Origin of the sequence: Halomonas sp. DP5N14-9 (assembly GCF_019802175.1) — a bacterium.
GTDB lineage: Bacteria > Pseudomonadota > Gammaproteobacteria > Pseudomonadales > Halomonadaceae > Halomonas > Halomonas litopenaei.
The window spans coordinates 1-13,250 of sequence record NZ_JAHVHR010000032.1; the positions used below are offsets into that span (position 1 = coordinate 1).

At 63.0% G+C, this 13,250-nt stretch carries 6 protein-coding genes; 1 reads left to right on the top strand and 5 read right to left on the bottom strand.

Features of this window, described 5'->3' with window-relative positions:
- Positions 1-103: 103 nt before the first annotated feature.
- The 5 genes from KUW00_RS18730 to KUW00_RS18750 all read right to left on the bottom strand — a co-directional run bounded on the left by KUW00_RS18730 (position 104) and on the right by KUW00_RS18750 (position 10,379).
- Positions 104-2,290: a beta strand repeat-containing protein gene (locus tag KUW00_RS18730; RefSeq protein ID WP_222569854.1), complete on the bottom strand. Its 2,187-nt coding sequence runs from the start codon at positions 2,288-2,290 to the stop codon at positions 104-106.
- Entirely contained in the window at positions 2,247-4,784 is a 2,538-nt protein-coding gene (locus tag KUW00_RS22590; protein ID WP_222569855.1) for a retention module-containing protein, read from the bottom strand. The genes KUW00_RS18730 and KUW00_RS22590 overlap by 44 nt, the downstream gene beginning before the upstream one ends.
- A gap of 548 nt (positions 4,785-5,332) precedes the next feature.
- On the bottom strand, positions 5,333-9,244 hold the full coding sequence (locus tag KUW00_RS18740) for an AAA family ATPase (RefSeq protein ID WP_222569856.1): 3,912 nt from the start codon (positions 9,242-9,244) through the stop codon (positions 5,333-5,335).
- A gap of 32 nt (positions 9,245-9,276) precedes the next feature.
- Positions 9,277-9,909 (bottom strand): tRNA-(ms[2]io[6]A)-hydroxylase, encoded by a 633-nt coding sequence (locus KUW00_RS18745; RefSeq protein WP_222517223.1) that lies wholly within the window; start codon positions 9,907-9,909, stop codon positions 9,277-9,279.
- A complete protein-coding gene (locus KUW00_RS18750) occupies positions 9,906-10,379 on the bottom strand; it encodes a DUF1289 domain-containing protein (protein WP_222569857.1) in 474 nt (157 codons plus the stop codon). The genes KUW00_RS18745 and KUW00_RS18750 overlap by 4 nt, the downstream gene beginning before the upstream one ends.
- A 251-nt stretch (positions 10,380-10,630) precedes the next feature.
- Here KUW00_RS18750 and acnB point away from each other — a divergent pair, with 251 nt between their 5' ends.
- On the top strand, positions 10,631-13,234 hold the full coding sequence (acnB, locus tag KUW00_RS18755) for a bifunctional aconitate hydratase 2/2-methylisocitrate dehydratase (RefSeq protein ID WP_108133813.1): 2,604 nt from the start codon (positions 10,631-10,633) through the stop codon (positions 13,232-13,234).
- The last annotated feature ends 16 nt before the right edge of the window (positions 13,235-13,250 follow it).

The window sequence follows — 13,250 nt, forward strand, 5'->3', positions numbered from 1 at the left end:
AAGAGACGGTGTCAGCATCGGATCATCCATGAGCAAAAGCTGCTAGATGACCACATAAGCTCCTACTGGTAAAGCGCTACGAAGCCCGTCGTAGCGCGGTTTTTCATGCGTTTTCCCTGCCGTCGGCTCCCGCTCCATCTGCGAAGTTGATATCGCCAACGGTGCCTGAAGACAACACGCCATCGACGGTATCGAAGGCCACCGGCGTATCGTCATCGATCACTACCGTCAACTTGCCTATCGCCTTGCTACCATCGCCATCGGTGATGGTATAGCCGACGTCAAATGACACATCATTCTCGTCTTCGCGCTCGGCGTGCTCGAGCGCCTGATGCAGCGTCACCTGGTAATCGCCGGCGGCCTCATCTGTCAGCTTTATGGTGATGACTGACTCGGCGCCGCTGGCGCCGGCTACGCTGCCGGCCACGGTATGTCCACCGTCGACAAGTGAGAACGCGACCTTGCGCCCGTCTGCTGTATAGAGCTCGGGCAGATCCGTCAGATTCCATTGGAAAGCCTTGGTGCTAGCCGCACCATCGTCGCCAAAGCGGTAACCCAGATCTCCAGTGGCGACAGTGAACTGTCCGTCCACATCGCCAGTACCGCCCTTGTTGCCACCGGACAAACCATCCTCATCGACGATCGCCACGGGGCTCTGGGTGGTCGGATCGGTGTCGGTCGACGGTGTGGTTGGCGTGGCGTCGGGCTCCACCGTCACGGTCAGGGTCGAGGACGCGGTGTCACCGTCGCCGTCGGTGAGAGTGTAGTCGATGACCGCCTTGCCTTCGAAGCCCGCCGCCGGGGTAAAGGTGACGTTACCGTCGCTGGTGAAGGTTACGCGACCGACGCTATCGCCGCCCTGCACCCTGGCCTCGGTCAGGATCGCGCCATCGGCGCCCGGGGTGTCGCTGGTGCCGTCATCATTCTTCAGCACGTTGTAGGATTTCGACGTACCTTTATCGGTGCTGGTGGTGTCGGCTACCGCACTCGGGCCATCGTCACCGATGGCGATGCTCAGGGTGCCATCAGCGGAGGTATCGCCATCGCTGTCCACTACCCGCACACCGAAGGTCTCGGGCACGCTGTCATCCAGACCCGTTTTGTCCTTGTCGTCCTGACTCGCGCTGCTTGTCAGGGTGTACGACCAGTTGCCGTCGGTGTTCACCGTCAGACTACCGTAATCACCGGTGACCGTGGTGCCATCGGCGGTGATCTCGACCCAGTCGCCATCGCTGTTCTGGACCTCGTAGCGCGCAAGGTCATCGTTGCCGGTGCTGCTCTTGAACTGGCCGCTGGTGGTCTCGCTGTTGCTGGTGGCGTTACTGCCCGGGGACTGATCTGCACCGCCATCCAGCCCTGCTTCCTGCACGCTATAGGCGCCATCGGCGGTCGTCGGATCGCCGTCCGGGCCGCTCGGGTCGATGGTCGGAGTGGAGTCCGCCGCCACCGTCACGGTCAGGGTCGATAACGCGGTATCACCGTCGCCGTCGGTGAGGGTGTAGTCGATCACCGCCTGGCCTTCGAAGCCCGCCGCCGGGGTAAAGGTGACGTTGCCATCGCTGGTGAAGCTCACGCTGCCCTGGCTCGGATTGCGCAGAGCGGCGGTGGTCAGGGTGGCACCATCGGCACCCTGGGTGTCGCTGGTGTCATCACTGTTGTTGAGCACGTTGTAGCTGACCGCCGTGTCCTCGGCGGTGCTGGTGGTGTCAGCCACCGCACTCGGGCCATCGTCACCGATGGCGATGCTCAGGGTGCCATCAGCGGAGGTATCGCCATCGCTGTCCACCACCCGCACACCGAAGGTCTCGGGCACGCTGTCATCCAGACCCGTTCTGTCCTTGTCGTCCTGACTCGCGCTGCTTGTCAGGGTGTACGACCAGTTGCCGTCGGTGTTCACCGTCAGGGTGCCGTAGTCACCGGTGACCGTGGTGCCATTCGCATTGACCGGGACCCAGTCGCCGTCATTGTCCTTCACCTCGTAGCGCGCCAGGTCATCGTTGCCGGTGCTGCTCTTGAACTGACCGCTGTTGGTCTCGCTGTTGCTGGCGGCGTTACTGCCCGGGGACTGATCTGCACCACCATCCAGCCCTGCTTCCTGCACGCTATAGGCGCCATCGGCGGTCGTCGGATCGCCGTCCGGGCCGCTCGGGTCGATGGTCGGTGTGGAGTCCGCCGCCACCGTCACGGTCAGGGTCGAGGACGCGGTATCACCGTCGCCATCGGTGAGGGTGTAGTCGATCACCGCCTTACCTTCGAAGCCCGCCGCCGGGGGAAAAGGTGACGCTGCCATCGCTGGTGAAGCTCACGCTGCCCTGGCTCGGATTGCGCAGAGCGGCGGTGGTCAGGGTGGCACCATCGGCACCCTGGGTGTCGCTGGTGTCATCACTGTTGTTGAGCACGTTGTAGCTGACCGCCGTGTCCTCGGCGGTGCTGGTGGTGTCAGCCACCGCACTCGGGCCATCGTCACCGATGGCGATAGTGAGATCGGCCGGGGCGGAGGTATCGCCATCGCTGTCCACCACCCGCACGCCGAAGGTCTCGGCCAGGCTATCGTCCAGGCCGGTCTGGTTGGTGCCGCTGTGGGTGACGTTGTCGGTCAAGGTGTACAACCAGCTACCGTCGGTGTTCACCGTCAGGGTGCCGTAGTCGCCGGCGACCGTGGTGCCATTGGCGTTGATCTCGACCCAGTCGCCGTCGCTGTTCTGCACCTCGTAGCGCGCCAGGTCATCGTTGCCGGTGCTGCTCTGGAACTGGCCGCTGGTGCTCTCGCTGTTGCTGGCGGCGTTACTGCCGGCAGGCTGATTCGTTCCGCCGTCCAGCCCTGCTTCCAGCACGCTGTAGGCGCCATCGGCGGTCGCCGGATCACCGTCCGGGCCGCTCGGGTCGATGGTCGGCGTGGAGTCGGCCGCCACCGTCACGGTCAGGGTCGAGGACGCGGTATCACCGTCGCCGTCGGTGAGGGTGTAGTCGATCACCGCCTGGCCTTCAAAGCCCGCCGCCGGGGTAAAGGTGACGCTGCCATCGCTGGTAAAGCTCACGCTGCCCTGGCTCGGATTGCGCAGAGTGGCGGTGGTCAGGGAGGCACCATCGGCACCCTGGGTGTCGCTGGTGCCGTCGTCATTATTCAGCACGTTGTAGCTGACCGCCGTGTCCTCGGCGGTGCTGGTGGTGTCGGCCACGGCCTCGGGCTCGGTATCGAGGATGTTGATGTCCAGACTGTCAGAACGGCTTTCACCGACAGTGTCTGTGACCACTACCTCGAAGCGATCGACAACACTGTCATCGCCGGCGCTGTGATCCGCACCTTGCGAGTTCTCGGTATAGCGATAATCAACAGCACCGTTGTCAAAGCCGACGATCTCAAGCTTGCCCTGATCGGTGTCGATCACCACCGGATTGTCGGCGGTAGCCTTTGTAATATCCGACCCGGCGATGGTCGCAGTGCCGATTCCTGCGCTGGCTGTCAGCAGCATCTCGCCTGAGACCGTCTCGCCACTGCCCTCCACTACGCTGTTGTCGCCGGCCGTGACGTCACCATCGCTGTCCTGGATCACCACATTGGGATCACCATCCGTGCTGCCGTCGATCAGCACGGTCAAGGTCGCAGTACTGATATCGCCATCGGCGTCCTTGACGGTGTAGCTGAAGGTCTCCATCAGATGCTCGCCATCATCAAGGGCCTGCACCGCCGCATTCACCGTATTGACGGAGTAGCTCCAGGTGCCGTCACCGTGATCGGTGAAGGTGCCATATCTTGCTGAAGTGTCGTCGAAACCTACGAAACTCAGTCCATCGGACCTGGCGAGGTCGTTATCCAGCAGGTCACCGGAAATCGGCGCACTGCTATCTTCGCCGACCCGGGCAGCGTCATCTTCAGCCAACGGCACGGTATCGAGGATATTGATGTCGAGGCTGTCGCTGGCTTGCGCCCCCCGGTTGTCGGTCACCACCACCTCGAAGCGGTCAAATACGCTGTCGTCTCCGGCAGAGTGGTCGGCTGGCTGGCCGTCTTCGGTATAGACGTAGTCGATCGTCCCGGTATCAGGATCGAAGCCGGTGATCGCAAGGGTACCGTGCTGTCCATCGATCAGGACCGGCGATGCCGCCGAAGCGCCCGATACATCGACGCCCGAGACAGCAACACGCGCCACACCGGCAGGAGCCGTCACTGCCACGCTGCCGGTGACAGATTGGCCACTTCCTTCAACGACGCTGTTGTCTCCGGCCGAAACGGAGCCTTCTCCCTCTTCGACCGGCGGTAGATCGGGCTCACCTTCCGCCAGGAAAACCTCTTCGTCGTCGGCGACGGGAGTTCCACCGCTCTCTACCGGCTCCAGCAACTCCACTGCCCCCACCCCACCAAAGGAGTAACTCTGGGGATCAACAGACTCGGAGATACGCAACAGGCGCACGAAATCGAAGCCTTCTTCCGCGCCACCGCCACTTTCCCCCAGGCCAGGTGCCTCTATCGCCTCGAGCAGATCGGGTACCTCCGACTCGAGCAGACGCAACAGCTCCGTTACTTGCTGCTGGTCCAGAATCTCGACCGAGGAAGCGTCGCCCTGCCCCATATCCTCGGGCAACGAAACCTGCTGCGCATCGACCAGCGTGACACCGGGCCTGCCGTCCGCAAACTGCAGCGTCACGAGGGCGCCGTCCGCCGTGATGACGATATCGCCGACGTCCAGACGATCCCCTTCTTCCAGAGCGATGACGTCGCCATTCGGCCGTTTGACCCAGGCGTTTCCTTGAAATGAGCTGACAGTAGCGATGGTAACAGGCACGGGGTCCTCGAACTTTTCGTAACGGAGCGTAAGACAATGGCTAGTAAACTGGTACGAATAATACTACTTACGTTACACGTCGTTACACACTGTACCAATGGCCAATAGTCGCTACGATCAAGTAATGCACCTTCCGAGATACTGCTTTCCTCCTAGTCACCATAGAAAACCATGCTTTTTGCTGCCACTTTTGTACGTTTTATCGTCTGTTTCATGCTGTTTTCGGAACAGCGTGGTGCGAAATTGGCCCTTGCCAGGAGCGCTGGCGGCGAGAACACGCAGACTGGGGACGCCTAGGCGCTGTCCGAAAAGTCGACGAGCGAAGGTTAGACAAGGCAAAAATCGGTGAGAAAGCGCAGTTTACGGGGTGTAAATGAGCATTTTGATCCGATTTTTAACGCCGTATTACCGAGCGCAGGCACTTTTCAGACAAGCCCTAGAGCTGACAGCGCAAGGCGCCTGGGAGAAAGCAACAGAAACGCCCGACTGGCCAAGCCAGTCGGGCGTCGTCTTGTCGGTGAGACGTCAGTGAAGGGGCAGCTAGCGCATCAAGCGTCGGTCGTCTGCGATACCCGGCGATCGAGCAGGCTTCGCCAGCGCATCAACACCGGCGCATCACTCAGGCTGACCTGGGACAGCAGGCGGCGAAACTCGCTTCGAACCGCATCGTCGTCAGGATCGACACACGTCAGCCAGACTTCCAGGGCCCCGAGCAATTGATGAAGGTTGCCGTCCCGCTCCGCCTGGGTACGCGCCTGCTCGGCGAGGGTCCGTACCGCTTCGGCGTCGCGACCCAGGCGGTGGCGTACCAGCGCCAACTGGGTGGCAAGCTCCGGGACAAACAGCGTCGTGCGCTCTCGGGCCATCAGCAGACACTGATCCAGATAGTCTTCGGCCTGCTCCAGCTCCCCCATGGCAAGACAGGCGTCCACGTACCACAGGTTCGGACGCTGACTCGGGTCCCGGCCGGTCACTTCCGCCAGTTCCTCGTGGGCCGCCTGAAGCTGCTGCAGGCCTTCACGACTCCCCGCCAACGCCTGCTGCCATCCCAGTACCGCACGGGAGGCGACCTGCCATAGGTGCAGATCGGAGCTGCCGGTGAGCTCATACGCTCGCTGGGCCCGATTGGCCGCCTCGTGGACATGCCCAAGCTGGCGGTACAACGCGGAGGCGTACATCAGCGCCATCGCCAGACTGCCGGGATGATGGATCTCTTCCGCCAGGCGGATGGCCGATTCCACATGACGTTCCGCCCGCTGGTAGTCGCCACGCAGGCACAGCGCCCATCCCTGGAAGCAGGCAGCCGCCACCTGCGGGTGGTCAGAGAACGGCAACCACTCGATCATCATCGGCTTGTTCAGCGGATCTAGCTCTTCCAGATGGTCATAGGCCTGGCGAATTCTGCCAGCCCAGTACTCACAGCTTGCCCCGGCGTAGTCGGCCAGGCGCTGGTAGCGCGGGTCCTCAAGGCGCAAGGCGAGATCGTTCAGCCGCGAGGCCAGCAGAAAGGCGTCGGCGTGGGCGTTGCGCTGACTGCAGCCAACCCATAGTCCCCACTTGACCAGGAACGCCTGCTCGAGATCGTCCTCATCCTCGAGGTCGGTGGTGCACTCTGCCAGCAGCTCGCGTGCCTTGACGAAGCTCTCGTGGGCGGTAGGCGAACCATGCCCCTCCAGGGCGAAAGCGGCCTGACCACGCACCGTCAGCAGGCTGATTTCACGCTCTGCCTGGGGCTCGACCTGGCGCAGACTGGCGAGGCCAGCGTCGGCCATCTTCAGCGCCGTGCGATTGGCACTGACCTTGAGCGCCTCCCGGGCGGCAAGCTCGAAGTAGCGCGCGCCTCGAGCGTAGTGACCGCTGCGCCGCAGGTGCATGGCGAAGTCACCGGGATGACGACTGATCCACACCGGGAAACGCTCTTCAATCAACTGAACCACGCGGCGATGCATGTCGACCCGCACGTCACGCGGACAGGAAAGATAGGCTGCCTCATGCAGCAGCTGGTGGGTGAACTGAAATTCTCGCGCCCCCACGTCACCATCGGACGGCTCGATGATCTCGAGTCGACGCATTTCTTCCAGCGCCCGGCTCAGCCGTTCCGGCTCCCAACCACTGCACTCGGCCAGAAAGTCGAAGCGGAAGTGGCGACCCAGCACCGCCGCGATGTGCGCCACTTCGCGATCGCCATCCAGTTGATCGATGCGACTGGTCAACAGGCCAAGCAGGCCGTGGGGCAGTTCGTCGAGCTGGACGCTACGCCCTTCCCGCCGGTCCATGTCGAGACGACGACAGATCTCCTGCAGGTAGAGCGGGACGCCATCGCAGCGCTCGATGATCTGACCTCGCAGGCGCGGCGACAGATGCAGCCGATAGCGACGAGCCAGCTGGGTCAACAGCCGCGACGACTGCATGGCGTCGAGCCTGCCAAGCGCAATCTGCTGATCCCAGTGCAGTCGGGTGGGCAAGGATTCACGACCATGATGGCTGGCGATCAACAACAGCGGACAGTTGATCGGCAGCCGCGCCTGGAGGCCGGCCAGCACCTTGAACGATGGCTCGTCGACCCACTGCAGGTCGTCGATCATCAGTACCAGCGGACGTTCCTGTGACAGCTCATGAATCAGCCCATGCAGAAGCGCCACCACCGCTTCCACCGCCTCGCTGCTCTGCGCCAGCAGCGAGACTTCGTGAGGTTCGCGAATACCCATGGCCTCTTCGAGCCAACGAATATCGTCGTCATCCAGCTCGCTTAGCCCCAGGCGCTCGACCAACGCGGCCAGGCCCTCGCTGTCGATCTCGCCCCCCAGATGCCAGCGCACCAGGTGGCGCGCCACACCATAGGATTCCTGCACCGACATGCGGGTGTTGGGCTGCCAGCAGATGGTGGCGTCGCGACTCTGCTCAAGGTGACGAAACCCCACCAGCAGAGCCGACTTGCCAAGCCCGGAAGGCCCCTTCACCAGCACGCTCTGACGCAGACCGATACCGGCCCGCGCCAGGGCATCGCGCAGCATGCGCAGCGCGTTTTCGCGCCCCACCAGGCTCGGCGGCGTCGCGTCACGGCCGCCCTCATTGGTGCCCAGCACCAGGGCACGCAGGCGGACTCGGCCGTCGCTTGCCACCAACCGGGAAAACAACCTCGGTTGCAGGTCCAGCGCCGGCGGCATGTGCTGGCTGGCCTCCTGAGAAATGACGAGTTCGCTGCCCTCGGCGGCGCTCATCAAGTCGAGTGCCCGCTGGGTCACCTGACCCAGCGGGTCCACCAGGTGGCGCGACGGCAGATAGACCACCTGGCCGCTGTTCAGGCCCGCCGCCAGGGTCATGCGGGGCAGGCTCCCTTCACCGGTCCAGTGTCGCTGCGACTCTTCCGCCAACAGACGTCGACAGTGTTCGTACAGTGCCACCAGTTCGGCCAGCTGATGCGCCGGCCCATGGGTACCGAAACAGGCAAGCCCCAGCCCGCCCGTGGCCCCGGGCAACCAGAAGCCACCCAGATGGTGGCACTGCTTCTCAAGCCAGCGCATCAGTTCAATCTGCAATGCCAGACAGGCCCGTGTCTCGGCCCGGCTGCCCATGTCGCCGTCCAGTGTCAGGCGAATCGCCATGACCGACAGCTGCCGGTGCTCGACCTCCTCTTCGCCGAGCGGCGGACTGTCTATCGCCAGGGTCCGCGAGAAGGCGCCCTTGGGCGACAACGACGGGTTTTCGGGCTGCCCGTCGGACCAATAGCAAGCCAACTGCAGGAAACTGGGGTCTGGCTGTTGCCCGGACAGCGCCAGCAACTGCAGGAAGGCGTTGTACTGCTCATGCGCCGCCGCCATCTGGCCTTGCTCGGCCAGTTGGCGCACCAGCTTTTCATGAAAGGGAGCGTAGCCGGAAAATCGGCTGACCAGCTCCTGCAACAGCGCATCGGGGATGCTGCCTTCCTGGTCGAGCACGTCTTCAGCGAAGCGAATGACTCGCTGGCGCCACTCGTTGCGCACCTGAATCAGCCAACGCTGGAAGTCGGGACAGGCCGGCAGCTGCAGCTCCTCCACCAGGTCGCCTCGATACAACCCCAGCAATTCTTCCAGGGTGTCGATGTCACGACTGCCCTCCAGCAGCCGCTGCAGGTCATGAACATCGAACCCCCATTGTGCCGGCAGTTGAAAGGCGATGGTCTGGCGCGACACCGTCAACACCTTGTCGGCCTCATCCCCCAGCGACTGGCGCAGACAGTGAAGGGCATGTCTCAAGTTGGTGCGACCGGAGGACAACCCCTGGTCAGGCCACAGCAGTTCGGCCAGGGTCGCGCGGTTGACCGGCTGCTGATGCAGCAGCAGGTAGACCAGCAGCGCCTTGACCTTGTCGTAGCTGAATTGAACGAGGACATCGTCTCCCAGGTTGAGGGAAAAGTGCCCAAAGAGTGCCAGGTGGTCCTGGTCCGTTATCTGGGAAGCATCGTGTTGGGCGTCCCGCATGATGGTGTCCCTGCGTGGCGGTGCTATCGGCCTCAGGCCGGCACACCGCTGTGAAATCGAAAGGCGACGTCCGGGGTCGTCACAAGTTGCTCTTCGCGGGCCTTGAAGACCGCAATGCGCGCTTCTATCGGCGCGTCTGAAAGCTGGCTCGCCAGTGTGATGTAGTCCTCGAAGTGGCGTCCTTCCGACTTAACCAGACCTCGGTAGAACTTGGCAAGTTCGTCGTCGAGATGTGGAATAAGTCGCGCAAAGCGTTCACAACTGCGCGCCTCGATCAAGGCACCGACGATCAGCACATCCACCAGACGCTCCGGCTCATCGCGCCTGACCAGTTCCCTCAGTCCTTCAGCATAGCGCGATGCGCTGAGATGGCGGTACTCAATCCCCCTGGCGCGCATGATTTTCACGACCTGCTCGAAGTGCAGAAGCTCTTCACGGGCCAACTGCGACATCTTGGTCAGCAGGTCGACGTGATCCACGTAGCGATACATCAGGCTCATGGCCGTGGACGCCGCTTTCTTCTCGCACTGGGCGTGATCGATCAACAACAGGGTTTCATTCTCCAGCGCCCACTCGACCCATGCATTCGGCGTCGCACACGGCAGGAAATCGAGAAGCTCCTCAGGCAGCGAGGTGTCATGGTCGGGGCTGATGGTGACATTCATGAAAGCGGTTTCCATTGCTGGGCCCCATCGGGCCCGGACTCGAGATGAAGTGTCCGACGTTCTTCGCCGGCCTGCTGAAGGGCCTGGCTGATGGCGGCGTACAACTGCTGAGGCTGGTCCGGCACACCTCGGCGCAGCACGATACCGTAGGCTGCCAGGTCGCCGATACGATCACGCCCCACCCTCAGAAGCTCTATCACACGCGACGCCGCCGGCTGAGACGAACGAAAACGCACGCGATGGCGTCGCATCTGGCGCTCCAGCAGGTCTTCGTCGATCACCTCGACGAAATTCGCGGCTACCTCGATACGCAGGGCGTCCAGTTCCCCGATCCGCCTCTCGCGCTCATCGCCATCCAGCGAGAACCAGCGCAGAATTTCCTGATCATGGCGCTGACAGCCGCGGCAGACGTTGTCGCCCACCGTGGTCGAACACAGCCCGACGCAGGGCGACACCACAACTTGGGTCATCGTCGGACACCTCATCGTGCTAAAAATTGAATCGGCACATGGTAACGCCTGCCTCGAGCGGACACACCCCTACCCCAGTCGAATAGGCACGAACCGGCCTCGGCGACCAAAGTTCAGAGCCCGTCATGACGGGCTCTCTTAACATTGTCGACAGTTTATTCTAGAATCCCGGCCACCGTTGACAGCGTGTCCCTCACGTTCGAGCGAGACGCGTTCGAGCGTGACCACCACAAACCAATGAGGGCCCCCACGTGCTTGAAGCCTATCGCCAACATGTCGAAGAGCGTGCCCAGGAAGGCATTCCCCCCAAGCCGCTGAACGCCGAACAGGTCGCCGAACTGGTCGAACTGCTCAAGGCGCCGCCCGCCGGAGAAGAAGAGACTGTCCTCGACCTGCTGACCAACCGCGTTCCGCCCGGGGTGGACGAGGCCGCCTACGTCAAGGCCGGTTTCCTGACCGCCCTGGCCAAGGGCGAAGCCGAATCTCCGCTCATCGACAAGGTGCATGCCGTCAAGCTGCTGGGCACCATGCAGGGTGGTTACAACATCGCGACCCTGGTCGAACTGCTCGATGATGCCGAGCTTGCCAAGGAAGCCGGCGAGCAGCTCAAGCACACCCTGCTGATGTTCGACGCCTTCCACGACGTCGCCGACCGCGCCAAGGCCGGCAACGAGGTGGCCAAGGACGTGATGCAGTCCTGGGCCGACGCCGAATGGTTCCTGTCCAAGCCGGCACTGGCCGACAAGATCACCCTGACCGTGTTCAAGGTGCCCGGCGAGACCAACACCGACGACCTGTCCCCGGCCCCCGACGCCTGGTCACGTCCGGATATTCCGCTGCATGCCAACGCCATGCTCAAGAACGAGCGTGACGGCATCGAGCCCGAAGTCCCCGGTACCAAGGGCCCCATGGCGCAAATCGAAGCGGTCAAGGCCAAGGGCTTCCCGGTGGCCTACGTCGGCGATGTGGTGGGTACCGGTTCCTCGCGCAAGTCCGCCACCAACTCGGTGCTGTGGTTCTTCGGCGACGACATCCCCAACGTGCCCAACAAGCGCGCCGGTGGCTTCTGCTTCGGCGGCAAGATCGCCCCGATCTTCTTCAACACCATGGAAGACGCCGGCGCCCTGCCGGTCGAGATGGATGTGTCGAAGATGGAAATGGGCGACGTCATCGACGTCTACCCTTATGAAGGCAAGGTCTGCCGTCACGACACCGACGAAGTGATCTCCACCTTCGAGCTGAAGACTCAGGTCATCCTCGACGAGGTCCGCGCAGGCGGCCGTATCCCGCTGATCATCGGTCGCGGTCTCACCGACAACGCCCGCAAGGCGCTGGGTCTGGAGCAGTCCGACGTCTTCCGTCTGCCCGAGCAGCCCAAGGACACCGGCAAGGGCTTCACCCTGGCCCAGAAGATGGTCGGCAAGGCCTGCGGCCTGGAAGGCGTGCGGCCCGGCATGTACTGCGAGCCGAAGATGACCACCGTCGGCTCTCAGGACACCACCGGTCCGATGACCCGTGACGAGCTCAAGGACCTGGCCTGCCTGGGCTTCCAGGCGGATCTGGTCATGCAGTCGTTCTGCCACACCAGTGCCTACCCGAAGCCGGTGGACGTGGAAACCCACCACACCCTGCCGGACTTCATCATGAACCGCGGCGGCGTATCGCTGCGCCCGGGCGACGGCATCATCCACTCCTGGCTGAACCGCATGCTGCTGCCTGACACCGTCGGCACCGGCGGTGACTCCCACACGCGTTTCCCGATGGGCATCTCCTTCCCGGCGGGCTCTGGTCTGGTGGCCTTCGCCGCTGCCACCGGTGTGATGCCGCTGGACATGCCGGAGTCCATCCTGGTGCGCTTCAAGGGCAAGCGTCAGCCTGGTGTCACCCTGCGTGACCTGGTCCATGCCATTCCGTACTACGCCATCCAGAAGGGGCTTCTGACCGTCGAGAAGTCCGGCAAGAAGAACGCCTTCTCTGGTCGCGTGCTGGAGATCGAGGGCCTCGAGGATCTTACCGTCGAGCAGGCCTTCGAGCTGTCCGATGCCAGTGCCGAGCGCTCCGCGGCGGGCTGCACCATCACCCTGTCCGAAGACTCTGTCTCCGAGTACCTGAAGTCGAACATCACCCTGCTCAAGTGGATGATCGCCAATGGCTACGGTGACAAGCGCACCATCGAGCGTCGCATCCTGGCCATGGAAGAGTGGCTGGCCGACCCGAGCCTGATGCGCGCAGACGCCGACGCCGAGTATGCCGAGGTCATCGAGATCGACCTGGAGCAGCTCAAGGAGCCGGTACTGTGTGCCCCCAACGACCCGGACGACGCCCGTCTGCTGTCCGAGGTGGCAGGTCAGAGCATCGACGAGGTGTTCATCGGTTCGTGCATGACCAACATCGGCCACTTCCGCGCCGCCGGCAAGCTGCTCGAGAAGCAGCCCGCCGGCAGCCTGAAGACCAAGCTGTGGCTCGCCCCGCCGACCAAGATGGACCAGCACCAGCTGACCGAGGAAGGCTACTACGGCATCTACGGCCGCGCCGGCGCACGCATGGAAATGCCGGGTTGCTCGCTGTGCATGGGTAACCAGGCCCGCGTCGCCGCCAAGAGCACGGTGGTATCCACCTCCACCCGCAACTTCCCCAACCGTCTGGGTGATGGCGCCGACGTCTTCCTGGCCTCCGCCGAACTGGCCGCCGTGGCCGCCGTGGAAGGTCGCCTGCCGAGCGTCGATGAGTACCGTCGCTACATGGGCGAGTTCGACGCCATGGCCGGCGAGATCTATCGCTACATGAACTTCCACGAAATCGAGGAGTACCAGAAGGCCGCCTCGAACGTGATTCCGGTGGCTCAGGAAGCCTGAAGCATCTGACGGTCAA

What these genes read in the sequence shown, in the direction of transcription:
- KUW00_RS18745 (WP_222517223.1), bottom strand. Translation starts at nt 9,909, where the DNA reads ATGAATGTCACCATCAGCCCCGACCATGACACCTCGCTGCCTGAGGAG.
- KUW00_RS18740 (WP_222569856.1), bottom strand. Translation starts at nt 9,244, where the DNA reads ATGCGGGACGCCCAACACGATGCTTCCCAGATAACGGACCAGGACCAC.
- KUW00_RS18730 (WP_222569854.1), bottom strand. Translation starts at nt 2,290, where the DNA reads ATGGCAGCGTCACCTTTTCCCCCGGCGGCGGGCTTCGAAGGTAAGGCG.
- KUW00_RS18750 (WP_222569857.1), bottom strand. Translation starts at nt 10,379, where the DNA reads ATGACCCAAGTTGTGGTGTCGCCCTGCGTCGGGCTGTGTTCGACCACG.